Below are 25,760 nucleotides of genomic sequence, written 5' to 3' on the forward strand. Positions count from 1 at the left end.
CATGGCCCTGTATGATCCAGTCCGCGAGGAATTGGTGAAGGCAGATCCTGAAAAGGGTAGTTTTCGCGTCCACCGCAACGCCTATCGCAGCGCGGAGGTTTTCGAGCAGGAAAAGCAGCAGATCTTCGCCAAATGCTGGCTCTATGTCGGCCATGATACGGAGCTGAAGAAGAAGGGCGATTTCCATGCTCGCCGCGTCGGCGGCCGCGACCTCATCTTCATCCGCGACAAGAAGGGGGAGGTGCGGGCGCATTACAACACCTGCACCCACCGTGCCGCGAAGGTGTGCCGCGAGCGCACCGGCAATGCCCGCAACTTCACCTGTCCCTATCATGGATGGGTCTTCAGTTCCGAAGGCAATCTCGTTTCGCAAAACGCCCAGACCGGCTATGTCGAGGGGATTAACGAGGACAAGCATCTCGACCTGCGCTCGGTCGAACGGCTGGAGCAATATCGCGGCTTCTGGTTCGTGAACTACAATCCGAAGGCGATCAGCCTCTATGATTATCTGGATGGCGCCCGCGACCAGATCGACGCGCTGATGGACCAGACCGAAGGGCAGCAGATCATCCTGTCGGGCGAACATACCTATTCGATCCGCGCCAATTACAAGCTGCTGTGTGAGAATAGCTATGACGGCTATCATCTCTTCCCGGTCCACGCCTCCTATTTCGATTTTCTGCGCGATCAGATGGTCGGCACGCCGGGCGAAGGGCTGATCGACAAGACGCTGGCGACCTACAACACCGCCGGTTGCGCCCGTTCGCTGGGCAATGGCCATGCGGTGCTGGACAGCTTCGTACCCACCGGCCGGCCGGTGGCGCAATGGCTGCCGTCGATGGGGCTGGACACGAAGGATGAGATCGAAGCGCGCTACGCCAATCTGGTCAGCCGCATGGGCGAGGAACGGGCGAAATATATCGCCGAATGCCAGAAGAATCTGGTGATCTTCCCCAACCTCGTCATCAACGATATCCTGTCCGTCACGGTTCGCATCATCGAACCGGAATCGGAAAACAAGATCCGCGTCACCGCCTGGGCGATGGGACCGGATGATGAAAGCGAGCAACTGCGCGCGCTGCGGCTCGACAATTTCGTCTCCTTCCTCGGCCCGGCCGGTTTCGGGTCGCCCGACGATATCGAGATGCTGGAAATCTGCCAGGATGCGGCCGACCATACGCCGATCGAATGGAGCGAAATCTCCAAGGGCTTCGGCAAGGCGGAAGACCCGCTCTACGCCGAAGGCGCGCCGGACGACGAGATCCAGATGCAGGCCTATTGGACCATGTGGGACCGGGTGATGCGCGGCATCGACACGCTGGAAACCCAATAAGCCAGACCGATACAATCAGGACAGGCAGAGAAAAATGACAATGAATCGTGCCGGGGTAGAGGATTTTCTGTTTTACGAGGCGGAGTTGCTCGACGCCTGGGAAACCGAGCAATGGGCAGCCCTATATACCGAAGATGCGCTGTATGAGGTGACTTCGCCGGCCTGCGAAGATCCGGCAGGCGCAGATGCGCGCAACACGCTATTTCTCATTTCCGATCGGATCGACCGTATTCGCGGCCGCGCCATACGCCTGACCAAGAAGACGGCGCATGCCGAATATCCCCGGTCCAAGACGCGGCACATGATTACCAATGTCCGCGTGACGGGCGGGGAGGGCGACGAGACGACAGCGCGCGCCAACTTCGCCGTGTTCCGCACGAAGGAGGATACCAGCACCATCTATATGGGCGAAGCCTTCTTCACGCTGGTCGAAACGGCCGATGGCGTGCGTATCCGCCACAAGCGCTGCACGCTCGATCTCAACAGCCTCTATAATCAGGGGCGGCTCACCATCATCCTGTGACGGATAGGAACAGTAAAATGGGTGTCGACTTTCGTTATCGCCGTCTTGGCTATCTCGCTCTCAATGTCACCGACATTGAAAAATCCACCGCCTTTGCGACCGATGTCTTTGGCATGGACCAGTCGGGGGAGGGCGACGATGGCGCGCGCTTCTTCCGCATCGGCTCGTCACATCATGACATCATGCTGATCCCCGCCGAAAAACCCGGCTTCGTCCGGTCGGGCTGGGAACTGGAAAGCGAAGAGGATCTGGACAAGGCGCTGGCCCATTATCAGCGCATCGGCCTCGCGCCGCAGCTCATCCCGCAGGAAGAGGCCCATATGCTCGGCCTTGAACGCGCCTTTCGCATCGTCGAGCCCAAGCTGAACACGGTGTGGGAATATTATGCGCGGATGAACTATACCACGGTGCCGCGCACCAACAGGCTCACCAACTTCCAGGGCGGCAAGCATTACGGCCTCGTCATTCCCGACTGCAAGGCTGTGACCGACTATATGGTCGAAAATATGGGCTTCCTCGTCTCCGATTATCTGGAAGGCTGGAAGGCGTCACTACTGCGCGCATGGCCCAATCCCAACCATCACAGCTTTGCGCCATTGCAATTCCCGGCGCCTAGGCCGACCTTTCATCACCTGGCCTTCATGGTCAACGAGATTGACGATATCGGCAAGCTGTTCAACCGGATCAAGCGGTTCGATGTGCAGATACAGTTCGGTATCGGTCGTCATCCGACGTCGGGCAGTATTCACCTCTATATCTACGATCCCGACTATTTCGTCTGGGAATACACGCTCGGCATGGAACAATTCCCGGAGGAAGGCGCGCGTGAACCGCGTCGCATGTCCGCCGATCCGGCCAATCTCGACCTGTGGGATGCGGTGCCCGAAACCATCCATGCCATGAAATTCCCCGGTCTGGTGACGGGCTGACGATGGCGGGACTATCGGGGAAAATCGCCGTCATTACCGGGGCGGCACGGGGGATCGGCAAAGCGATCGCCATGCGTCTGGCGCAGGAGGGCGCGGCCCTCACCGTGTCGGACATCAATGGCGATGGATTGGGCGCGCTCTGCGCCGAACTGGAAGCGGCAGGATCGCCAAAGGCTTGTAGTCATGCCGCCGACCTCAGCGTGGAGGAAGGCGCGCAGGCACTGCTCGCCGCCGCGCTGGCGGCGCATGGCCGCGTCGACATATTGGTGAATAATGCCGGCGGCGGCGTCATCCGGCCGTTTCTGGAACATACGCCCGAAACGCTACGCCAGACGATCGACCGCAATTTGTGGACGACCATCTGGTGTACCCGCGCTTTCCTGCCCGGCATGATAGAACGGCACCATGGCCGGGTCATCAATATCGGCGCGGATTCCGTCCATACCGGCACCTATAGCCATGCCGGCTACAATGCGGCCAAGGGCGGGGTGCATGCGCTGGTCACCGGCCTTGCCTTCGAATTTGCCAAGGACGGTGTGACCTTCAACGTCGTGTCGCCCGGCGGCGTCCTGACGGAGGATTTGCAGGCGATGATGTCGGACGATCCCGCCACGCTCGCCAAATATAAGATGAGCGTCCATCCGCGCGACGTTGCGAAGCGGGAAATCCCTGCGCAGCGCTTCACCGAAATGCGGGAGGTCGCCGCCTATGTCGCCTTCCTCGCGAGCGACGATGCCGGCGCGGTCAATGGCCAGATCCATTCGATCAACGGCGCGCAGTGGATGATGTGAAGGCGATGCTGATCGACTTCCATACCCATTTCATCCCCCCGGCTTTTCCGCAAAAGCCGGCCGGGATCGCCGAACCTGCATGGCCATCCCTGCGCCCCGCGGCGGGCGGCGGCGCGACGATGTTCACCGGCGACACCAAGTTCCGTGATTTCGATCCGCTCTATTGGGATGTCGATCGCCGCATCGCCGCCATGGACGCGGCGGGTGTCGACATACAGGTCATCTCGCCGCTGCCTGAACTCCTCTCCTACTGGCTCGATCCGGCGGCGGGCGCGATCCTGACCGACGCGATCAACCGCGCTGGCGCGGACATGGTCGCCCGGTCGGGCGGCAGGCTGAAGGCGCTGGGCGTTCTCGCTTTGCAAGATCCCGATCATGCCGTGCGCCAGGTCGCGGAGGTGGCGGCGCTCGGCCTGTCCGGCCTCTTCCTCGGCAGCCATGTGAACGGCCAGTCCATCGCCGCCGATCGCTTCCATCCCGTGCTGGAACAAGCCGAACGTCACAACCTCCCCCTGTTCATCCACGGCATCAAGCCCGGTGGGCTGGATCGGATCGAGGGACCAGCGCTGATGGGCGCGGTCGTCGGCATCCCCTATGAAGGGACGATGGCGCTGGCCGGCTTCATGGCGACCGACATCTTCGCCCGCTTCCCCAACCTCCAGATCGTCTTTGCCCATGGCGGCGGCATGATCGGCTCCGTCATCGACCGGATGGAGCTGGTCTGGTCGAAATTCCCCGCCGCCATGCAGGGCGCGCTCCGGGAAGCGCCAACCGCCTATGCCCGCCGCTTCTGGTACGACAGCGTCGTCTTTTCCCCCGAAAATCTTGCCTATCTCGCCGCCCGCTTCGGCGCGGACCGGATCATCGCGGGCAGCGATGGTCCGACCGAGATCGGCCAGACCGACCTTCCCGGCTTTCTTGCGGCCACCGGACTATCCGACGCCGATCGCAAGGCCATTCTCGGCGGCAATGCCGCCCGCTTGCTGGACATCATGCCATGACCAAGACCGCCGTTAAGATCGACGACAAATATACGCAGGATGAAGGGAGGATCTACATCTCCTCCAATCAGGCGCTCGTCCGCCTGCCGATGATGCAGCGCCAGCGCGATCTGGCCGCCGGCCTGAACACGGCGGGCTATATCACCGGCTATCGCGGATCGCCGCTCGGCATCTACGACAGCAATCTCTGGTCGGCCTCCGCGCTGCTCAAGGAAAATCATATCCGCTTCCAGTCCGGCGTGAACGAGGAACTGGCGCTGACCTCCATTCGCGGCACCCAATGGCTGCATTATTACCAACAGGCCAAATATCAGGGCATCTTCGCCATCTGGTATGCCAAGAATCTGGGCGTCGATCGCGGTTTCGAAGTCATGCGCCAGGCCAATCTGGAAGGCAGCGCCAAGCATGGCGGCGTGCTGGTGATCGGCGGCGACGATACGGGCGGCAAGTCCACCGTCACCGCCACCTCCTCCGACCCGGTGTGGAAGGCGGCGCTGATGCCGATCCTCTACCCGTCCAACACGCAGGAATATCTGGATTACGGCCTGCTCGGCTGGAGCCTGTCGCGCTTCGCCGGCGTCTATACCGCCTTCAAGGTCGTGACCGACACGATCGAGCGCACCTCCACCGTCGATGTCGATCCCAGCCGCTCGCTCCCGGTCCTGCCCGATTTCGACATGCCGCCCGGTGGCCTCAACAAGACCAAGGGCGACATCATGCCGTTGCCGATCGAGCGGCGCATGGTCGAATATAAGCTGCCCGCAGCCCAGGCCTTCGCCCGCGCCAACGGCTTCGACAAGATCATCTTCGACAGCGACCGCCGCGAACTCGGCATCGTCACGGCCGGCAAGCCCTATCTCGACGTGCGCGAGGCTCTCAATGAACTGGGCATCGATGAACATCGCGCCCGCGCGCTAGGCATCCGCCTCTACAAGCTTGGCATGACCTTCCCGATCGAACCGGAGGGCGCCACCGCCTTCGCCCGCCGCCATCGCGAAATATTAGTGGTCGAGGAAAAGAGCGCCTTCATCGAGGAGCAACTCGTTTCCCTCCTCTACGCCATGCGCGCGGACGAACGGCCCGACATCACCGGCAAGACCGACACCAGCGGCGCGCGCCTCGTCCCCGATTTCGGCGAAACCACCGTCCACCTCGCCATCGACGTCCTCATCGCCCGGATCGAGGCGCTGGGGCTGGCCGACGAAGCGCTCGCAGACCGCATCGCCCGCATCCGCGAAGCCAAGTCGAAGGTTCACGCGATCAAGCCCACCGGCCTGATGCGCACCGCCTTCTTCTGCTCCGGCTGCCCGCACAACACATCGACCCGGACCGTGGACGGCAGCCTGACCTTCGCCGGCGTCGGCTGCCATGGCCTCTCCGCCATGTTCATGCCCGACCGCCCGACTGAATGGTCCGCGCAGATGGGCGGGGAGGGGATGCTCTGGGCCGGTCTCCACCCGTTCATCGACGTGCCCCACGCCTTCCAGAATATCGGCGACGGCACCTATTTCCATTCCGGCCTGCTCGCCATCCGCGCCGCCGTCGCCAGCGGCGCAACCATGACCTACAAGCTGCTTTACAATGACGCGGTCGCCATGACCGGCGGCCAGCCGGTCGACGGCACGCTGACGGTCGAATCCATGGCCAATCAGGTCTATTGGGAAGGGGTGAAGCCCGTCGTCATCGTCACCGACGAGCCGGATAAATATCCATCCGACATTCGCTGGCCCGAAGGCACCACCATCCGCCATCGCCGCGAGCTGGAGGAGGTGCAGCGCGAAATGCAGAAGCTGCCCGGCGTTTCCGCGATCATCTACGACCAGACCTGCGCGGCGGAAAAGCGCCGTCGGCGCAAGCGCGGCAAATTCCCCAATCCGCCCAAGCGCGTCTTCATCAATCAGGAAGTGTGCGAAGGCTGCGGCGATTGCAGCAAGAAGTCCAACTGCGTCTCTGTCCAGCCGGTCGACACCGAATTCGGCCGCAAGCGCAAGATCGACCAGTCGCAATGCAACAAGGATTTCTCCTGCCAGGACGGTTTCTGTCCCTCCTTCGTCAGCGTGCTGGGCGGCGAACCGCGCAAGTTCGGCGCGGCCTTCCGCGACGAGGAACTGGTCAGCGTCTTCGGCGCCATTCCGGCCCCGGCGCCGGCTCGCCATGACGATGTCTACAATATTCTGCTGACCGGCATCGGCGGCACCGGCGTCCTCACCGTCGCGGCGATCGCCGGCATGGCCGCGCATCTGGATAATAAGGGTGCGTCGGTCATGGACATGACCGGCATGGCGCAAAAGGGCGGCGGCGTGCTCAGCCATATCCGCATCGCGCCGTCGCCCGAGCAACTCCATGCCCCGCGCCTGTGGAACCAGTCGGCTGATCTCGTCATCGGTTGCGACATGGTCGTCACCACCAGCCCCGCCACGCTGGACATGGTCGCCCCCGACACGCAGATCATCGTCAATACCGAAGTCGTCCCCACCGCCCAGTTCCAGTCGAACAATGCGATCAATTTCGGCCCGGAAAAACAGCTTGAAGTGCTGCGCACCGTGGTCGGCGACCATGTCGAGGGGATCGACGCCACCCAGATCGCGACCAAGCTGATGGGCGACAGCATCACCACCAACATGTTCATGTTGGGCTATGCCGTGCAGAAGGGTTTCGTGCCGCTCGGCATCGCGGCGATCGAGGAAGCGATCAAGCTTAACGGATCGCAGGTGAAGTCCACGCTTCAGATATTCAACTGGGGTCGCCTTGCCGCCCATGATCCGGCGCTGTTGCAGGATTATATCGCCCGCACCGGCATCCATTCGACGCAGGAACCGCTGTCGCAGGATATCGACAGCCTGCTCGCCCGCCGCATCAAGCATCTGACCGACTATCAAAATGCAGCCTATGCGCAGGATTATGCCGATATGGTCGCCCGCGTCCGCGCGGCGGAAATGGCGGCGGGCCTTGGCGGCGACCTGAAGGTCACGACCGCGGTGGCGCGCTACCTCTCCAAACTCATGACCTACAAGGATGAATATGAGGTCGCCCGCTTGTATAGCGCGCCGGAGTTTCGCGAGCGGCTGGAGCAGAGTTTCGAGGGCGATTACAAGCTGAAGGTCCAGCTTGCTCCGCCACTGCTTGCCCGTCCCGCCAAGCCCGGCGGCGAACCAAAGAAGATCGAGTTCGGTCCCTGGATCTTCACCGGCTTCAAGCTGCTGGCGAAGATGAAGGGCCTGCGCGGCGGCCTGTTCGATATTTTCGGCAAGACCGCAGAACGCCGGATGGAGCGCCGCCTGATGGTCGAGTATCGGGCGCTGATCGAAAGCCTTCTGCCGCGCCTGTCGCCCGGCACCCAGGCTCAGATCGCCGCCATCGCCGAACTGCCGGAGATGGTGAAGGGCTATGGCCCGGTAAAGGATGCCAATGTGGCCCTCTATGAAGCAGAAATCGGCAAGCTGGTCGCCGCGCTGGATGCCCCGGTGGCACAGGCGGCCTGATTGAGAAGTCTCCCCTAACGCCGTTCGGGCTGAGCCTGTCGAAGCCCCGCCCTTCGACAGGCTCAGGGCGAACGGGCGGGGGAATGAAGAATAAAGGGAGAGAGGAAGCATGAGCCGCACCATCTTGCTGACCGGCGGCGGCCGGGGCCTTGGCCGTATCATGGCGCATGCGTTGGCCAAGGACGGCCACAGCCTCATCCTGTCCTCCCGCAGCGAAGATACGCTGATCGAAACCGCCGCCGAATGTCGCGCACTCGGCGCCGCAAAGGTCGATTACCTCCTCGCCGACCTTGCCATAGCGGGGGAGGCGGAGCGGCTCTCGGACGTCGCGCTCGATCGTTTCGGCACGATCGACATCCTCGTCAACAATGCCGGCATCGCCATCAACGAAGTGTCGAAGGATTATCTCACGAACCCCTATCGCTTCTGGCAATCGGACCGCGCGATCATCGAACGCTATCTGGCGATCAACACGGTCGCGCCGATGATCCTCGCCATCCGGCTGGTCGAGCAGATGAAGCAGCGCGGCTGGGGCCGGATCGTGGCCAACACCACCAGCCTCGACACGATGCTGCGCAGTTCGCTCTATGGCGCGTCCAAATCGGGGTTGGAGGCGGAAACCGCGATCATGGCCAATGATCTGGCCGGCAGCGGCGTGACCGCCAATGTCCTCGTCCCCGGCGGTGGTTGCGGGTCGCGGATGACCGACGAGATGGGCCTGCCGCGCGACGCAGTGCTGCCGCCCGAAATCATGGGGCCGCCCATGGCCTTCCTCGCCTCCGACGCCTCGAACCATATCAACGGCCGCCGCATTCAGGCGCGGCTATGGGACGCCGGCCTGCCACCACTCGACGCGATGGATCAGGCCGGCGACGTCATCGCCTGGACCGGCTGTGGCATACAGGGCGTCCAGCCTGCGGCTACGAAACTAAGCACGCCCGGCCAATATTGATAACCCGCCCGCGCCTCAAGCACCGTTCGGGCTGAGCCTGTCGAAGCCCGGCTTTTTCTCTGAAGGTCATTTCCATGGATTTCTGCCTGACCGAACAGGACGGCCCAATCCTGACCGTCACCATGAACAATCCGGACAAGCTCAATGCCCTGATCCCGGACTCCCACGCGCAGATGGCCGCCATTTTCCGCGATTTCGAAGCAGATACCACGCTGCGCATCGCCATCCTGACCGGCGCCGGTCGCGCCTTCTGCGCCGGCTCCGACATATCGGCCTATGTCGCGGGCACCAATCGCCCATTGCCGCCGGAAGGGGGCGGGGGGCTCACCCATTATCATAGCCGCACCAAGCCGGTGATCGCCGCCGTCAATGGACTCGCCATGGGCGGCGGGTTCGAGATCGCACTGGCCTGCGACATCATCGTCGCCGATGAGCGCGCCAGTTTTGCGCTGCCCGAGCCCAAAGTCGGCGCGGCCGCCATGGGCGGGGGCCTTGTCCAGCTCGCACGCAAATTGCCGGCTTCTGTCGCCATGCAACTGGCGCTCACCAGCAGCCGCATCGACGCCACCCGCGCTTATGCCTTGGGCCTCGTCTCCGAACTGGCACCGGCGGGACAAGTGCTGGCGATCGCGAAGGCCATGGCCTGGCAGATAGTGGCGGGCGCCCCGCTGGCCGTCGCCGCCTCGCGCCATATCGTTCAATGCACCCTTGATGGCGCCTCCCGCGACATGCTCGACCGGGAAGAAACCGCGCTGCGCCAGCGCGTGATGGCCAGTGCGGACTTTACCGAAGGCATGGCCGCCTTCATGGCGAAACGGTCGCCCACATGGACGGGACACTGACCCTTCCTGTCCTATTTCAGCATATCATGCTATAAGGGCAGTCCCGCTTTTCGATAGGATCAGGCGGGCGCAATTAAATGTCAAAATCTGCGGGAAATGTGGGAAGTTAAGGGCCGGCTTGTAGGCAAACCGGCCCTTCCAACTCATGCCTTTTCGAGGATATGGACCGCCGCGCTGGTGCCCAGCCCGACCACATGGGTCATGCCGATCTTCGCGCCCTTGATCTGCCGTTCCCCCGCCTGACCGCGCAGGTGCAGCGCGATCTCATACATGTTGGCGATGCCGGTCGCGGCGATCGGATGCCCCTTGGACAGCAGCCCGCCCGACGCATTGACCGGGATCGACCCGGTCAGTTCGGTCGACCCGTCGCGGATCAGCTTCACCCCTTCGCCCTCGCCGCACAGGCTCAGATTCTCATAATGCTGCAATTCGACCGAAGCGAAACAGTCATGCAGTTCGACCAGGTCGATATCCTTGGGATCGACCCCTGCCATGGCATAGGCCTTCTGCGCCGCCAGCCGGGTCGGGCCATTGACGTCGTGCATGATCGGATCGCGCTCCTGCCAGGGCGCCGACGCCATCGCCGACCCGCGGATACGGATCGCCCGGTCCATCAGCCCGCGCCGCTTCACCTGCTCCTCCGACATGACGACCGCCGCCGCGGCGCCGTCGACATTGACCGAACACATCAGCTTGGTCAGCGGCCAGGCGATCGTCTCGGCCTCCAGCACCATGTCCAGCGGCGTCTCCTTGCGCAGGAACGCCTTGGGGTTCATCGTCGCATTATAGTGGTTCTTGACCGCCACCTGCGCAAAATCCGCCTGCGTTGCGCCGGTACGCGCAGCATATTCGATGCCCGATTCCCCGAACACTGCCGGCATCGTCGCCGATCCCAATATCCCCTCGGTCGGGATCGCGCCCGGCACCGCGCCGCCCAGCATGCCAAGGCCGGTCATCTGCTCCACCCCGACGCACAACACCGTGTCGAACTCGCCCGCCTTGATCGCCGTATAGGCCATGCGCACCGCCGACGCGCCGGTCGAGCAGGCATTGACCAGATTGATGATCTGCACCCCGGTCTGGCCGATCTGTTGCAGCACCTTCTGCCCGATCATCGTCGTGTAATTGCTGCCGGAAAAGACCGCCTGCACATCCTTGATTCCGATATCGGCCTCGTCCAGCGCCTCTAGCGCCGCCTGCGCGCCAAGCTGGCCCGGCGTCCGGTTGGGATAGCGGCCAAAGTCGATCATATGGATGCCGACAATATAGATATCACTCATGCTGGGCGCTCCTTCAGGCCGGGATCGGTTCGAAATAATGGGCGATATAGCCGCCGCCCGCCTTGTCCTTGCGGCCCAGCGCGTCATCGAACCGCACCCGCACCCGCTGGCCGGGCGCGGCATGTTCCGGATCGAACCCGGCGGTGTTGCGCAACGTCCCCTTGATCGTCGGCCCGCCGTCCAGATCGACCACCGCCGAGATGAACGGCACATCGACACCGGGAAAACCGCGCCGCACGATCACCGCCGAATGGAGCGTGCCTTCGGTAGCGGGCACGAAACTCTCCAGCACATCGGCCCGCCCGCCGCAGCGCCCGCATGCCACCCGCTCACTATCGGCATAGGTGGCCCCGCAGGCCGTGCATTTCTGGGCGATCAGGCTGGGCTGGCCGCCCGCGTCCAGGATGATGAAGGGGAAGGCCGGCTTCGGCGCTTGCGTCACAACACTCATGATAGGCTCTCCATGGGACAGGGGATTTCGGATCAGGCGCGGCCGTGCGCGGCGCGCCACTCGGCCTGTCGGCGCAATTCCAGCTTGGCGATCGTTTCGCGATGCACTTCGTCGGCACCTTCGCCGATCCGCACTGTCCGCATATGCGCCCACATTTCGGGCAGCGGGGTGTCGTAGCTGAGGCCCGCGCCGCCATGAAACTGCATCGCCCGGTCCAGCACCTTCAGCGCGACCTCGGGCGCCATCACCTTGAGTTGCGCGATGTCGCCGCGCACCGCCTTCATGCCTTCCTCCTGCATCCGCCGTGCGGTTTGCACGATGAAGGCGCGGCAGGCGTCGATCTCGATCCGGCTACGGGCGATGGCGTCGGTAACCACCTGCCGCTCGACCAGCGGCTTGCCACCAATGATGCGCTTTTCGACCCAACTACACATTTCCATCATCGCGCGTTCCGCCGCGCCGATCGCGCCCATGCCCAACTGGATGCGCCCTACGCCCAGCGTCGACTGCATCATCAGGAAGCCTTCGCCTTCCTTGCCGATCAGGTTGCTGGCGGGGATGCGGACATTGTCGAAGATCAGGTCGCAATGGCCGAACGGTGCATCGTCATAGCCCATCACCGTCTCGATCCGGCCAAGGCTTAGCCCTTCCGCCTCGCGCGGCACCAGTACCATGGAATGCCGCGCATGGCGCGGCGCGCTGACATCCGTCGCCCCCAGCACCAGGAAGAAGCGGCATTCATCCATCGCCCCGCCGGTCGCCCAGCTCTTGACCCCGTTCAGCACAAAATCGTCGCCCTCGCGCCGGATATCGAATTTCAGATCGGTGGGATCGGACGAAGGGACATTACGCTCCGTGATCGAAATGCAGGACCGAATCTCGCCCGCCATCAACGGCTTCATGTAACGCTCTTTCAGCGCCTCCGACGCATGGTTGTTCATCGCCGTGCTGTTCGAGATGGTGCCAGTATAGCAGTTGAAGATTTCCGGCCCATGGTTGCACCAGTTCATGATCTCGCAGATCGGCGCATAGTCCATCAGCGACAGGCCACGCCCGCCAAGCTCGACCGGCAGGGGGAAGAGCCATAGCCACTGCGCTTTCGCCTCCGCCCGCAATTGACGCATGATCGGCGTATAGGTCCAGCGGTTCTCCGCCGCCTGCAACTGGTGATGATGTTCCTGCTCGGTCGGGATTACCCGTTCCAGCATGAACGCTTCCACCTGCCGGATCAGATCCTCATTTGCCATCGCGGACTCTCCCATGTGATTTTCATATTGCGCTAGCGTATCATCTGCTACATCACAATAGCGAAACAGCGCCGAGGGACTCAGCGACAATAAGTTGCGCGCCCATCGACGGACCAAGCTGGTCGATCAGGCCGGCCATTATGGAGGATGAGGATGAGCGGTGTTTTCCTGAAGCTGGACCCCCGGAATTTCGATACCGAGGAAAGCCCCTATGGCGACGAGATGGAGATGTTCCGCACCACTGTCCGCGCCTATTTCGAGCGGGAGGTGGAGCCGCGCTACCGCGAGTTCGAGGCGCATGGCACCGACCGGGCAATCTGGAACAAGGCCGGCGAATATGGCATTTTGGGCGCTACCATCCCCGAAAGCTATGGCGGCCCCGGCGCGAATCGCTTCTCCATCATGGTCGCGGCGGAAGAACTGGGCTACTCGCCGGCCGGTGCGACAGCCGGTTCCTTCATCGGCACCGACATCTGCACCAACTTTCTGGTCGACTATGGATCGGAGGAGCAGAAGAAGACATATTTCCCCCGCATCCTGACCGGCGACTGCGTGCAGGCGATGGGCATGACCGAGGCGGAATCGGGTTCCGACGCCTTCGCCGCACGCACCACGGCGGTTCGCGATGGCGACGAATGGGTCATCAACGGCAGCAAGATCTATATCTCCAACGGTGCCAAGGCCGACGTCACCTATGTGCTGTGCAAGACCGCCCCGGAATTGAAAGCCAAGGGCATGAGCATGATCATCGTGGAGAAGGGCACGCCCGGCTTCACCCAGCAGCGGATGATCACGCAGGGTTACAAGGGCGGCGACACGGGCGAACTGTTCTTCGACGATGTGCGCGTGCCAGTCACCAATCTGGTCGGCCCGGAAAATGGCGCAGCGGCGATGTTCGTGCCGAACATGGCACTCGACCGGCTCCAGATCGTCGCCCGCTCGATCGGCGCGGCCCAGCGCGCCTTCGAAATGACGCTCGAACATTGCCAGACGCGCAAGCTGTTCGGCCAGCGGCTGATCGACTTTCAGAATACGCAATTCGTTCTCGCGCAGATGGAGACGGAAATCCGCGTCGGCCGCGCCTTCTACAATTCGCTGCTGCGCAAGGTCGCGACCAACACCATCACCGATGCCGAAAGCTCCATGGCGAAGATTTGGCTGACCGAGCTGGAGTTCCGTACACTCGACAATTGCGTGCAGCTCTGGGGAGGGCAGGCGTGGATGGACGATCATCCCATTAGCCGCATGTTCACCGCCGCGCGCGTCCAGCGGATTTTCGCCGGCGCGACCGAACTAATGAAGGACGTGCTGGCCCGCCGCTACACGCGCTGATCGAAGGAGACGTCTGATGCGCGCAAGCGGGTTGCTCGAAGGGCTGAAAATCGTCGATCTGGGGATAGGCATGGCGCCGGCCCTGGCGGCGAAAATGCTGGCGGAACTGGGGGCGGAGGTTCACCGGGTCGAGCCGGACGGGGGCGATCCCTTTGCCGATATCTATCCTGCTTATGCCATATGGCACGGTGCGGCCAGACGAGCATCGGCGGATGCGCTGCCCGCCTTGCTGGCTGAGGCGGACGTCTGCATCATGGGGGGCGAGGACCATCCCGATCTGCCCCCGCGCCGTGATGCGGCGATGATGGCTGCTGATCATCCGCGCCTCGTGATTCTGGATATCAGCGACGGCCCTGCGGGTACGCGCTATGTCGGTCCGTCGACTGAGTTGCTGGCACAGGTACGCAGCGGACTGGTTTGGGAGCAGGAACCGGACCGGCCGATCGTCAACGCGTTCGAACCAGGCAGCTATGGCGCGGCGTTGCAGGGCCTGATCGGTCTGCTCGGCGCCCTGTTTGAACGGGAGGCATCGGGGCAGGGGCAGGTCGTCACCACCTCCCTGTTCGAAGGTGCATTGCCCTGGATCGGTACCTATTGGGCGAAGCTGGAAAAGCCGACACCCATGGCCGATTTCGTGATCCCACGCGGCGTGGCGCCGCTGATTTTCCGTACACGGGACGATCGTTTCATCCATATGGCGATTGGCGGCGCGGGGTCGAAATATGGCTTCTATCAGGCGCTGGAGATTGATGACCCAACGGTCCTGCCGGGCGACAGCGGTATGCCAAAGCCCGGTGGCAGTCGAAAGGATTTCTTCGGCGACTATGACCTGCTCGCCGCCCATGTGGCGAAGAAGGATTGTGACGACCTGCTGGCGCGCATCTGGGAACGGGGCTTGCCGGCCGAGGAAGTGCAGCACCCCGGCGCCTGCTGGTCGGACCCGCAGGTCATGCATAATGACATCATCGTCCGAGATGCAGATGGCACGCGCCATGTCGGACTGCCCTTCGCGACGGCTCCGCTGGCTAGTGGCGCTGCCAGGCGCGCACGCAAAGGGCGCAAGCCGCTGGAAGGTTTGCGCATTGTCGATTGCGGCGCTTTCGTTGCGGGGCCGCTGGCTGGCGTGGCGCTGGCGGATCTCGGTGCCGTCGTCATCAAGATCGAGGCGAAGCAGGGCGATCCCAACCGGTCGATCTTCAAATCCTTTTCAGTCGCCAATCATGCCAAGCGAGTGATTGGCATCGACATGAAACATGCCGACGGGTTGAAGATCGTGCACCAGCTTTGCGCCGATGCGGATGTGGTGATGAACAATTTCCGTCCAGGGGTTGCCGCCCGGCTGGGTGTCGATCCTCAGAGCCTGTCCAGCATCAATCCGTCCTTGATTGCGCTGGAGGCACCGGCCTTCGGCAATGACGGCCCTGCCGCCGCCAAGGCCGGGTTCGACATGGTAATGCAGGCCTGGACCGGGCATGAAGTGAAGGCCGCTGGGGCCGGTAACGCGCCGCGCTGGAACCGCACCAATCTGGTCGACATTGCCGGCGGCATGATCGGGTCGATAGCGCTGTTGGCGGCACTGCTTCATCGGGAGCGGACTGGCAACAGCGTCGCGCTGGAATCGCCGCTCTGCAACGCCGGTATCTACACGCTTTCCGAACTGATCCAGCGCCCTGATGGCAGCTTTGCCGGCGTATCGTCGCTCAGTGCGAGCCTCAGCGGCTATACCCCGCTTGAAAGCCTGTATCGGGCGGCGGATGGTTGGGTCGCCATCGTCGCGCGCGGCGCGCGTGCGATGGCGGGGCTTCAGAGCGCGCTCGACCTGCCAGCGATTGATGAGGCTCTAATCGCCCAGCAGGTTGCCAAGCTCGACCTGGGACAACTCAAGGTTGCGCTGGAACCGCACGGTATATGGGTCGAGCCATGTCGCGACGGCAAGGAACAGCAGATATTGACCGATCCGGATCTGATCGCGCGCGGCACCGTTCGTGCCACGCGACATGCAGCCTTCGGTCAGATCAATGAGATCGGCACGGCTTTCTCCTTGTCTCGTTCGGCGCTGGGCAATGACCTGCCCGCACCGATGCCGGGCGCGCACACGCGCGAGACGCTGGCGTCGCTCGGCTATGATGAGACAGCGATTGAGACACTCTATGCGACGCAGGCGGTAGCCTGAAGACAACGATAAACAGTCATACGGGAAGGGATGGATCATGAGCGTGAAGGATATACTGGATGTCGACCTGACAAACGCCCCGCGTGAGCGTGGCAAGGCAATGATCGACGATCTCGACCATATTCGCGATCAGACTCCGGTCTTCTGGAGTGAACGGTCGCGATGCTGGTTCATCACCCGTCATTCAGATGTCGTGGACGCTTTTCAGCGGCGCATTCCCGTCACCAATGATGGTCGTATGTTCCCCGTCTTCCATCTGATCCCGCCGGAAGAATGGGATGCTCGCATCCCTACGCTGGTCAAATATTCCGATCTCTGGATCACCAGCACAGAAGGTGAGCGCCATGCCCGCCTGCGCTCGCTGCTCATGAAGGCGCTCAACCGCAAGGTGGTGGAGGGTTTCCGGCCCTATGCCAAGGCACGCGCCGAGGCGCTGGTCGACAAGATGATTGCCGAAGGCGAACTGGAGTTCAACGAAGGCATATCACGCGCCATGACCGGCGATGTGCTGTTCCAGATTCTGGGCATGCCGCCCGAATTGACGCCCGAACTGCGCAACTGGGCGACCTGGCTGATGGAGGGGGTTGGGGCGACCGTCCCCACCCCCGAACGGCTGGAAAAGGCCAGCTTCGCATTGGAGAAAATGAACGAGGCAGTGGCTGTCGAACTGGAGAAGCGACGTACCGATCCGAAGGAAGATTTCCTCACCGGGCTGCTCACTGCATCGGAGGGCGAGGATCGCCTCTCCTATGACGAGATATTGGCGCAGATGCACGTCGCTATCGTCGCTGGCCATGATACGACGATGAACACCATCACTCTGTCGGTGGAGGCGCTGGCCCGCGATCCCGAAGCCTGGGCCTGGGCGCAGGCCAATCCGGATCGGATCATGGATGTAGTAACGGAGTTGCAGCGTCACATCGCCATGGTCGGTGGTCAGCCGCGTCTGGTCTATGAGGATTTCGAACTGCACGGCCACAATATCCGCAAGGGGGACGTGGTCGCAGTGCTTATTTCCACCGCCAATCGTGATCCGGCGGTCTTCGAACATGCCGACCGAATCGATTTCACGCGCGACAATCGCGGGTCGATGGTCTTTGCGCCGGGCATCCATTTCTGCCTTGGCCATCATCTCGCCAAGATGCAACTCAGCGAATTTCTGGGCGCCCTGCTGCGCAAGGTGAAGCGGATCGAGGTGCTGGAAGATGCGCTCGACTTCCTGCCGGTCTGGGTGTTCCGCGGCGTCTATCAGATGCAGGTACGAGTGACGCCCCTCTGACGTCCGCTCAGCGCCCCCTGAAGTTCGGGGGGCGCTTCTGCGTGAAGGCGGTGATCGCCTCGACGAAATCCTCCTGCATCGCGACCTGCCCCAGCATTGCGATCTCGCTGTCCATGGCCTCGGCGAGCGTTTGACGTTGGGCGCCCCAAAAAAGTGCCTTGGCGCCTTGGGCGGCCGCTGTCGGGCTGGCGGCAATGCGCTGTGCTATGGCATCAATGCGGGCATCCAGTTCGTCGTCGGTTACAACCCAGTTCACCAGATGATAGCGCTCCGCCGTCGCGGCATCGATCCGTTCCGCCATCAGCGACATTTGCAGCGCGCGAGACAAGCCGATCTTACGGGACAGGCTCCAGCTTTCACCATGGTCCGGCGTATGGGCCAGATCGAGTTGGGGCAGGCTGAACTTCGCTGTGTCCGATGCGACCACCAGATCGGCGAGGATGACGATCTGTAGCGCGACGCCGATGGCATGGCCTCGAACCGAAGCGATGATCGGTTGGGGCACGCGCTGCATCGCCAGCACCAGCGGCTTCGACAGGCTACTCACCGCTTCGGTGAAACGATCATGGCGCACCTGCGGATCGGGCGAGAGCCAGTCGGCGATATTGCCGATGTCGCCACCGGCCGAGAAATGCTTGCCGGTACCGCCGATAACAACGACGCGCGTGTCGCGGTCAGTCTCCAGCGCCTCGAACAGCGCGATCAACGTCCGGGTCATGTCGTCGTCAATGGCGTTCATCCGCTCGGGCCGATTGAAGCGGATGGTGCAGATGTCCTTCGCTCGCTTGATGTCGATACGGTTCATATCCCTCTCCCCATTTTTGCTTGTAGCGCTTGATCGTCACATGTAGTTATCAAGCATATTATCATAATGCGAACAAGATCGGAGAGAGCTATGCCGCTGAATATCGATCCCGACATCTTTACCGACGGCCATGAGCAGTTTCGCCGGACGGTACGCCATTTCTTCGAAACGCAGGCCGACCCCTTTGTCGAGCAATGGGATGAAGATCATGCCATACCCCGCAGCTTCTGGCTGAAGGCGGGCGAGGCCGGTATATTGGGCATCGGCGTGACGGAGGAATTTGGCGGCCCCGGCGGCGACTTCCTCGACCGCGTGGTGATGACACAAGAGATGGGCTACTCGATATCCGGCGCGAGCATCGGCCCTGCCTTCCAGCGCGACCAGATGTGCGAGCAGTTGATGGACTTCGGCACCGAAGAGCAGAAGCGCCAATGGCTGCCCAGGATGGTGAAGGGGGAATGCCTGCTGGCCTTCACCGTCACCGAGCCGGATTCCGGGAGCGATCTCGCTTCCATTCGTACGACGGCCGTGCGCGATGGCGACGACTATGTCATCAACGGCGCCAAGACCTTCATTTCCGGCATTGCCGACGCCGACCTATTCATGGTCGCGTGCAAGACCGATCCATCGGCGGGATCGCGCGGCATTTCCATCTTTCTGGTGGAGCGAGACCGGCCGGGCCTTGGCATCGGTCGTATCCTCAAGAAGATGGGGTGTCATGCCTCCAACAATGGCGAATTGGTGTTCGACAATCTTCGTGTGCCGGCGACCAATTTGTTCGGGTCGCTTAACGGTGGATTCAAGGTTCTCGTCAAGAGCCTGAACCGCGACCGGCTGATGTGGAGCATCATTGCCCATGCTGCCGCGACCCGCGCCTTCGATCTGACGGTTGAATTCGTCAAAAATCGCCGGGCCTTCGGCCAGACAATCTTCGACTTTCAGAACAGCCAGTTCAAGCTGGCGGACATGAAGGCCGATCTCAACGTGGGACAGGCCTATATCGACCATTGCCTGCGCACTTATATCCGTAAGGGCGAGGTCGATATGGGGGAGGCGACCGTCGCGAAGCTATGGCTGCCGGAAATGGAGGGGCGGGTGCTGGACCAGTGCGTCCAACTCCATGGCGGCGCAGGATATATGCACGAATATCCGGTGTCGCGCCTGTTCACCGCCGGGCGTCTGCATCGCATCTTTGCCGGAACGGCAGAGATCATGCGGCTCCAGATCGGCCGGGCACTTTAAAGCGGGGGCAAGGCCGCGCCCCTGGGGTCGGCATCATGGCCGTCCCCATGCGGCACCCGCTTACGACCGTGCCCGTCCATGTCGATCAGGTTGCGCTTCATGCGATGCAGCACGGCTTCGGCGAAGAGGATTTCTTCCACCGTCACGCAGTCCAGCATCTCGCGATTGAGCGCCGTGGCACGGGCCTGGATACCCTCCAGCGCCTGTTCGCCCTGTGCGGTCATGACGACCCGCTTGGCTCGCCGGTCGACCGGATCCGCCTTGCGCTCGACATAGCCGATCGCCTCCAGCCGATCGAGCAGACCGCCCAGTGCTACCTTGCCGATGTCCAGTACATTGGCCAGTTCGGTCTGCATCATTTCATGGCGACTGTTACGCGACAAATTGGTCAGCACCCACCATTGCGAGCGGGTAATGCCCAGCGGTTTCATCACCTTGTCAACCACTGTACGACGCAGGCGGGACACATCATGCACCAGAAAGCCGAGGCGATAGCGATTGGCGTCGGGCGCGTTGGGCATATCATCCATAGACATCATTCCTGCCGCCGCCCACGATGGGAAAGGGCGACCTTTATTGCGATATTATGTCTAATACATCCGCTTCGGAATAATACGCAAGCGAAATTTATGGATATGTAATAGTGACTTTGGGCGTTATCGCGGAAGGCGGCTATCCGCTCGCCAAATATCAATGAGAGGAAGAAGAATGGCCGTTAGCCGCCATTTTTGCGCAAATCGGCATCCATCTGAAGCAACCGCTTCTTCATGCGGTGCATGATATCCTCGGCCAGACGCACTTCCGCTTCGGTAATGTCGCGCAGGGTTTCGCGGTTGAGGTCAGTGCCCTGCTCCTGCATCTGCACCAGAATCTCTTCGCCCTTGCGAGTCATGACGACACGCTTGGCGCGACGGTCGGCGGGATCGGCCTTGCGTTCGATATAGCCGGACGCTTCCAGTCGATCGAGCAGCCCGCCCAGTGCCACCTTGCCGATATCCAGCACATTGGCCAGTTCGGTCTGGACCATTTCATGGCTGCTGTTGCGCGCCAGATTGCTGAGCACCCACCATTGCGATCGGGTGATGCCCAGTGGCTTCAACGCCTTATCGATCACGGTACGGCGCAAGCGCGACACGTCATGGATCAGGAAACCCAGACGGAACTGGTTGGCGACCGGCGTTTCAGAATAGTCCATTTTGTCAAAAGTCCGAAAAATCTAGCCTTTCAGGCATGATATCAGCCGCCCTTCCTGTCAAGGAAATTGAGTGGATGCGATATATACGCATGCAGATGGTATGTATGCGAACTTCTATTGACCTTGCGTCGTGTCCGCCATATGCCTCGTCCCATAACAAGGGAGAGAGATGTGCTGACTCCGCTGGACGAGACGCTGCACCATCAGGCGCCGCTGACCTTCGATCACGTCCATTCGACCGATCATCGTTTCTACGATCGCCAGTTGATGGGCGGTTTTCGCGCCGATGGCGAGGTCGCCTTTCTCGCCGGCATCACAGTCTTCAAGAATATGAATGTGATCGAGGGCTTTGCCATGGTGCAGCACCGGTCGCAGCGCCAATATAATGTACGCCTGACCCGCCAACTGCGCCCCATGCCGGATAGTGACTCACGCATCGGGCCATTGTCGCTGTCCGTGATCGAAGCGTTCAAAACGCTGCGCTACACGCTGGAGGCGGGCGATTACCCCATAGTGCTCGACATGCGGTTCGACGCGATGCTGCCACCGCGACTGGAACATCCCCATGTGTCGCGCGGAGACGGGCGGTTGCACACCGATTATCTGCGCTACAATCAGCTGGGTCGGATCAGCGGTCATATGATGGTGGAGGGCGAGCGGATCGAAGCGACCGACTGGTTCGGCTGGCGCGACCATAGTTGGGGCGTGCGGCCGGGCGTAGGCGGCTTCGAACCGATGACCGGCACGCCCAGTGCTGGCGGTGTTGCTTCGGCCTCCCGTACGGGTGGCAAGGGGCTGTTCCTCGTCCATGCGGGCTTTCGCGCGGGTCGGTTGGGCGGCGCGGTGCAACTGATCGAGGATGGCGAGGGTAAGCGCCTCTACACGGAGGGTGAAGTGCGCGAAGGGGAGGGGGACCCGATCGAAGTCACCGGCATTACGCATGACGTCTTGTTCAAGCCCGGCACCCGCGTGTTCGATCGGATGGCGCTCGCCCTCACATTGGCGGATGGTCGCCATATCCCGATCGAGGCGCAATCGGTCGGGCGCCCGTGGGTCTATCGCGGTGGCGGCTTCGATGGGGGATTTACGGACGGGGAGGGGCAGGGCGTCTGGCGTTCGCGCGACCTCATGTTCGAGATCGACAGCTATGACATCAGCGATCCCGAAGTGGTGATCCTGCCCGACGGCAGCCGGGCCACGCCCAAGCATCGTGAACAACTCGCCACCTGTAGCATCAATGGCGAAGCCGGCAGCGCCTATATTCCGATTTTCGTCATCGGCCCCCAGCCGCGTTTCGGCCTTTGAGGGATATGATATGATCGACCAGCAATCCCTGTCCGCCTATTTCGCCGCGCATATGGGCGGCGACGTCCGCGTCACCCGCTTCAAGCGCACCTTCCCCGGCATCAGTCGCGAGACGTTTCTCGTCTGGACCGATGAGGGCGGCAGTGAAGGCGGCTATGTCTTCCGCACCGATGCGCTGGGCGGGCCGATCTGCCCGGTGCCGCTCGACTATGAATATCGCATCATCAAGGGCCTTTATCCGACCGCCGTGCCGGTGGCCGAACCGCTCTGGTTCGATCCTGCGTCGGCGCTGACGGACGGCCGCCCGGTCATGGTCCGCCGGATGGTGGACGGCAGCAACGACCTGCCCGGCCTATACGACGAAGGCGCGGACGCCGCCGCCCGTCGTCAGCGGGTCGCGCTCGATCATGCGGAGAAGCTGGCGACGCTGCATGCGCTGGATCTGGACGCGACCGGCTTTACCGCATTTGTCGACATGCCCGCATCCGCCGCCGATTGTGCCCTGTTCGATTTCGATCGCTGGCAGGACATCTTCCGCGAGGTTCGCACCGATCCCTTCCCACTCGTGACCGAGGCCGCCTATTGGCTGAAGGAGCATCTGCCGACGACGGCCCCGCGCATTTCCCTGTGCAAGGGCAATAACGGCATGGGCGAGGAGATATGGAAGGACGACCGGATCGTCGCTTTGTCCGACTGGGAACTGGCCTTTGCCGGCGATCCGGCGCAGGACTGGGCCTTGTCGCAGGGCATGCTGACATTGGGCGACGCGGACGTGACGCTGCGCCATTATGAGGATGTCGCGGGCTTCAGCATCGACCGGTCCAGCCTCGATTTCTATCGCGTCTGGGAAGTATGGAAGGCGGTGCCGACGCTCAACAACGGGCTGCGGCCCTTCCTGTCCGGCGAAAATCCACGCGTGCCCCGGCTCAATCTGGGCTTTGGCCGGGTCAAGCTGTTCGAGCAATTGCTGGCCATGATGATCGGCAAGCCGATCGATGAAGCCGCCCATATCGTCGCGGAATGGCGCAAGAGCCCTTACCGCCCCGAAAATGCAGCCAATTGAAGGGAGAGCGGACGCCATGATGCCGACAAGCCAGCAAATGCTCGCCGCCGTGCAACGTGCGCTTCAGGAGCATGTCGCGCCGAAGATCGACGATCAGTGGGCACAGAGCGCGTTGCGCAGCGTCGACGTAATCCTGAACCATCTTCAGGCGCGTGTGCCAGTCGAAGGGGTCATGTTGCATGAGGACAGCCGCGAACTGATCGCGCTACTGACGGAAGCGCGCGATCGCCTCTCGCATGACGACCCAGCCCTTGCCGCCTTCCTCGCGGAAGCGCCGGCATTGCTCGTTGGCTATGCCCGCGTCGACGCGTTGCAGGCGCTCAACCACAAGGGCCGCGAAGCCGTCGATGCGCTGCTCCATGTCTGCCATGCGCGCAAGGGAGATGCGGTGGCCGATGTCGTCCATGCCGATTTGCGTGCCTGGCTGCTGAAACATGCCGACCGGGAAAGCGGCTTCTTCTTCCCAACCTATGTGGGGCGGCCGGTATGAACGATCCGCTGCTGGGCGAGAAACTGCGCAGCATCCTTGCTGCCGTGCGCGCCGACCTGAAACCGCAACTGCCGCAGGGCAATCCACGGCTGCGCTGCGATCTCATCGAAATGATGCTCGCGCGTCTGGCCGTGGAGGCCGAGGAACCGGAAGATCCGCCGCCGGGGGTAGCGGCCGAGGCGGCATGGCGCAGCGCGCATGAGGATCGGATTGCCGCCATCCTTGCGGCGCCGGTCGCGCCGGCTGGATCGGGTGCGGAACTGGAAATCCCCGCCGATATCTTTACCGGCTGGTTCGCCGACAAGGATGCGTCGATCGCCGTCGCCAAGGTCACGACCGTTCCTGGCGGACGATCCAAGGGCACGATCCTGCTGGATAGCGCAGACGGGCGGCAACTGGTCGTCCGCCGCGATTTTACCGCAGCCGTCACCGGCACATCCGTCGCGGACGAATTTCCGGTTATCAAAGCTGTGCATGGCAAGGGCCTGCGTGTGCCCGAACCGCTCTGGCTGGAAGAGTCGCCGCAGGCGATCGGGGGACGGTTTATCGTCTTCGAGCGGCTGGCCGGCGCGTCCATGGGCACTCTATTCTCGACCGACGCGACGCCGGCCTTCTGCCGCGATTTTGCGGCGGAACTCGCGAAGCTGCATCAATATGATATTGACGATCTGGGGCTGGCGGACAGCCTCCTCTACGGTCGTGCCGATCATCCGGTCCGCGCCCATGTCGAAAGCTATGAGGCGCGCTATCGCAAGGGCATGGCGCCCGTGCCGCTGATCGACGCGGCCTTTGCCTGGCTGCACGAACAATGGCCGTATATCGGCAATGAACGGCGACTGGTCCATGGCGATGCGGGGTTGCACAACACGCTGGGGCAGGGGGAGCGGCTGACCGGCCTGCTCGACTGGGAATTCACTCATGCCGGCGACCCGGCCGAAGATCTGGCCTATTGCCGTTTCCTCGTTTCCCGCGTGCTGCCATGGGAGGAGTTCATGGCCGCCTATCATGCGGCAGGCGGCCCGCCGGTCAGCGAGGCCCGCATGGCCTTCTTCACCGTCTGGCGCACCTTGCTGCTGTCAGTGCTGACCGGCTTTGCGCGGCACAGCTATGACAGCGGCGTCGATCGCGACCTGCGCATCGCCACCATTGGCTGCAATACTTTCCCCAAACAGTTGCGCGACCTGGCCAACGACCTTGCCCCGATGATCTCGAACATGGAGGTGCCTGCATGAGCGATTCCGAACTGAGCTTCGTCATCGACGGTCCCATCGCCCGCGCGACGATCAACCGCCCACATGCGATGAACGCGATGAAGAACGGCATGTGGGAGACGCTGGGCGATCATCTGCGCGCCATCGAGTTCAACCGCGACGTGCGCGTCGTCCTGATCACCGGGGCGGGCGACAATTTCTGCGCGGGTGGCGATGTGAAGGAATTTTCCACCACATTGGGTATGACCGACCTGGAGCGCACAAACCACTGGATGACCAGCGGTGACAAGGGCAACCAGCTTTTTGCGATGATCGAGCGCATCCCCCAGCCGGTTGTGGTGCGCATCCGGGGCATGGCGGCGGGCGGGGGCCTCGCCATGGTCGCGGCCGCCGACCTTGCCATCGCATCGGACAAAAGCCGTTTCCTGGCGGCGCAGATAAGGGTCGGGGTGATTCCTGATTCCGCGCTCAGCTACAACCTCGTCCGCAATATCGGGCCGAAGCGCGCCAAGCAGATCGCCTATCTGGGCGATATCTTCGGACCGGAGGAAGCGCGCGAGTTCGGTCTGGTCAACTGGGTCGTAGGAGACAGCGAGTTGGACAGTAAAACCGAAGAATTGCTCGCCCGGATCGCCGGGCTGCCGCAGGAGGCGCTGGGCCGGACCAAGCGGGCGATGAACATCGCCCATCGCATTTCCGTGGTCGATCATCTGGCGCAGGAAACGATCGACATCGGCGCTGTGGTGGCCCACCCCGATTATGCCGAACGCGTCACCGCCTTCATGGAAAGGCAGCGCTGAGCGAGGCCACCATCCCCGCTTATCCGGGGATGGC

At 62.3% G+C, this 25,760-nt stretch carries 23 protein-coding genes; 17 read left to right on the top strand and 6 right to left on the bottom strand.

The genetic code is table 11. The annotated features are described in order from the left end of the window. The first annotated feature begins 1 nt into the window (after position 1). From RQH62_RS06870 to RQH62_RS06905, 8 genes are all read left to right on the top strand, one after another. A complete protein-coding gene (locus RQH62_RS06870) occupies positions 2-1,333 on the top strand; it encodes an aromatic ring-hydroxylating dioxygenase subunit alpha (protein WP_311268004.1) in 1,332 nt (443 codons plus the stop codon). Between the two features lie 34 nt (positions 1,334-1,367). Continuing rightward, positions 1,368-1,856, top strand: a complete 489-nt coding sequence (locus RQH62_RS06875; protein ID WP_311268005.1) for an aromatic-ring-hydroxylating dioxygenase subunit beta — start codon at positions 1,368-1,370, stop codon at positions 1,854-1,856. A gap of 17 nt (positions 1,857-1,873) precedes the next feature. Continuing rightward, on the top strand, positions 1,874-2,785 hold the full coding sequence (locus RQH62_RS06880; RefSeq protein WP_311268006.1) for a VOC family protein: 912 nt from the start codon (positions 1,874-1,876) through the stop codon (positions 2,783-2,785). Positions 2,786-2,787: 2 nt separating this feature from the next. After that, positions 2,788-3,576 carry an SDR family NAD(P)-dependent oxidoreductase gene (locus RQH62_RS06885; protein ID WP_311268007.1) on the top strand — a complete coding sequence of 263 codons (789 nt, stop codon included), beginning with the start codon at positions 2,788-2,790 and terminating at the stop codon, positions 3,574-3,576. Further along, positions 3,564-4,577, top strand: a complete 1,014-nt coding sequence (locus RQH62_RS06890; protein WP_311268008.1) for an amidohydrolase family protein — start codon at positions 3,564-3,566, stop codon at positions 4,575-4,577. The genes RQH62_RS06885 and RQH62_RS06890 overlap by 13 nt, the downstream gene beginning before the upstream one ends. Beyond that, entirely contained in the window at positions 4,574-8,059 is a 3,486-nt protein-coding gene (locus tag RQH62_RS06895; RefSeq protein ID WP_311268009.1) for an indolepyruvate ferredoxin oxidoreductase family protein, read from the top strand. Before RQH62_RS06890 ends, RQH62_RS06895 begins: the two co-directional genes overlap by 4 nt. 109 nt (positions 8,060-8,168) lie before the next feature. After that, positions 8,169-9,011, top strand: coding sequence for an SDR family oxidoreductase (locus tag RQH62_RS06900; protein WP_311268010.1), 843 nt, complete (start codon positions 8,169-8,171; stop codon positions 9,009-9,011). 74 nt (positions 9,012-9,085) lie between these two features. Beyond that, the gene (locus RQH62_RS06905) at positions 9,086-9,853 is read left to right on the top strand and encodes an enoyl-CoA hydratase-related protein (RefSeq protein WP_311268011.1); all 768 of its coding nucleotides are present in this window, start codon (positions 9,086-9,088) and stop codon (positions 9,851-9,853) included. 143 nt (positions 9,854-9,996) lie between these two features. Here RQH62_RS06905 and RQH62_RS06910 read toward each other — a convergent pair whose 3' ends face one another. Genes RQH62_RS06910 through RQH62_RS06920 form a run of 3 tightly spaced genes read right to left on the bottom strand, consistent with a single transcriptional unit; the run spans position 9,997 to position 12,831 of the window. After that, the gene (locus RQH62_RS06910) at positions 9,997-11,133 is read right to left on the bottom strand and encodes a thiolase family protein (protein ID WP_311268012.1); all 1,137 of its coding nucleotides are present in this window, start codon (positions 11,131-11,133) and stop codon (positions 9,997-9,999) included. 13 nt (positions 11,134-11,146) lie between these two features. Continuing rightward, on the bottom strand, positions 11,147-11,584 hold the full coding sequence (locus RQH62_RS06915; protein WP_311268013.1) for an OB-fold domain-containing protein: 438 nt from the start codon (positions 11,582-11,584) through the stop codon (positions 11,147-11,149). Positions 11,585-11,616: 32 nt separating this feature from the next. Then, positions 11,617-12,831, bottom strand: a complete 1,215-nt coding sequence (locus RQH62_RS06920) for an acyl-CoA dehydrogenase family protein (protein WP_311268014.1) — start codon at positions 12,829-12,831, stop codon at positions 11,617-11,619. 153 nt (positions 12,832-12,984) lie between these two features. On the opposite strand from RQH62_RS06920, the gene RQH62_RS06925 reads away from it, so the two are divergent. The 3 genes from RQH62_RS06925 to RQH62_RS06935 are packed head-to-tail and all read left to right on the top strand — an operon-like array spanning position 12,985 to position 17,615. Then, positions 12,985-14,163 carry an acyl-CoA dehydrogenase family protein gene (locus RQH62_RS06925; protein WP_311268016.1) on the top strand — a complete coding sequence of 393 codons (1,179 nt, stop codon included), beginning with the start codon at positions 12,985-12,987 and terminating at the stop codon, positions 14,161-14,163. Positions 14,164-14,179: 16 nt separating this feature from the next. Continuing rightward, entirely contained in the window at positions 14,180-16,336 is a 2,157-nt protein-coding gene (locus RQH62_RS06930; RefSeq protein WP_311268018.1) for a CoA transferase, read from the top strand. A gap of 37 nt (positions 16,337-16,373) precedes the next feature. Further along, the gene (locus RQH62_RS06935; RefSeq protein ID WP_311268019.1) at positions 16,374-17,615 is read left to right on the top strand and encodes a cytochrome P450; all 1,242 of its coding nucleotides are present in this window, start codon (positions 16,374-16,376) and stop codon (positions 17,613-17,615) included. Between the two features lie 7 nt (positions 17,616-17,622). Here RQH62_RS06935 and RQH62_RS06940 read toward each other — a convergent pair whose 3' ends face one another. Continuing rightward, a complete protein-coding gene (locus tag RQH62_RS06940; RefSeq protein WP_311268020.1) occupies positions 17,623-18,420 on the bottom strand; it encodes an enoyl-CoA hydratase-related protein in 798 nt (265 codons plus the stop codon). 90 nt (positions 18,421-18,510) lie between these two features. Here RQH62_RS06940 and RQH62_RS06945 point away from each other — a divergent pair, with 90 nt between their 5' ends. Next, a complete protein-coding gene (locus tag RQH62_RS06945) occupies positions 18,511-19,662 on the top strand; it encodes an acyl-CoA dehydrogenase family protein (protein ID WP_311268021.1) in 1,152 nt (383 codons plus the stop codon). On the opposite strand, the gene RQH62_RS06950 is transcribed toward RQH62_RS06945, so the two are convergent. Together RQH62_RS06950 and RQH62_RS06955 are read right to left on the bottom strand one after the other, a co-directional pair. Further along, positions 19,659-20,192 carry a MarR family transcriptional regulator gene (locus RQH62_RS06950; protein ID WP_311268022.1) on the bottom strand — a complete coding sequence of 178 codons (534 nt, stop codon included), beginning with the start codon at positions 20,190-20,192 and terminating at the stop codon, positions 19,659-19,661. The genes RQH62_RS06945 and RQH62_RS06950 overlap by 4 nt on opposite strands. Positions 20,193-20,377: 185 nt before the next feature. Continuing rightward, entirely contained in the window at positions 20,378-20,857 is a 480-nt protein-coding gene (locus RQH62_RS06955; RefSeq protein ID WP_311268023.1) for a MarR family transcriptional regulator, read from the bottom strand. 171 nt (positions 20,858-21,028) lie between these two features. Here RQH62_RS06955 and RQH62_RS06960 point away from each other — a divergent pair, with 171 nt between their 5' ends. Genes RQH62_RS06960 through RQH62_RS06980 form a run of 5 tightly spaced genes read left to right on the top strand, consistent with a single transcriptional unit; the run spans position 21,029 to position 25,726 of the window. Continuing rightward, complete coding sequence (locus RQH62_RS06960; protein WP_311268024.1) at positions 21,029-22,162, top strand: hypothetical protein; 1,134 nt, start codon at positions 21,029-21,031, stop codon at positions 22,160-22,162. Positions 22,163-22,172: 10 nt separating this feature from the next. Then, complete coding sequence (locus RQH62_RS06965) at positions 22,173-23,225, top strand: phosphotransferase family protein (RefSeq protein ID WP_311268025.1); 1,053 nt, start codon at positions 22,173-22,175, stop codon at positions 23,223-23,225. A gap of 16 nt (positions 23,226-23,241) precedes the next feature. Beyond that, positions 23,242-23,715, top strand: coding sequence for a hypothetical protein (locus RQH62_RS06970; RefSeq protein ID WP_311268026.1), 474 nt, complete (start codon positions 23,242-23,244; stop codon positions 23,713-23,715). Then, complete coding sequence (locus RQH62_RS06975; RefSeq protein ID WP_311268027.1) at positions 23,712-24,947, top strand: phosphotransferase family protein; 1,236 nt, start codon at positions 23,712-23,714, stop codon at positions 24,945-24,947. The genes RQH62_RS06970 and RQH62_RS06975 overlap by 4 nt, the downstream gene beginning before the upstream one ends. Continuing rightward, entirely contained in the window at positions 24,944-25,726 is a 783-nt protein-coding gene (locus RQH62_RS06980) for an enoyl-CoA hydratase/isomerase family protein (protein WP_311268028.1), read from the top strand. The genes RQH62_RS06975 and RQH62_RS06980 overlap by 4 nt, the downstream gene beginning before the upstream one ends. Positions 25,727-25,760: the final 34 nt, after the last annotated feature.

Origin of the sequence: Sphingobium sp. WCS2017Hpa-17 (assembly GCF_031843765.1) — a bacterium.
Classification (GTDB): domain Bacteria; phylum Pseudomonadota; class Alphaproteobacteria; order Sphingomonadales; family Sphingomonadaceae; genus Sphingobium.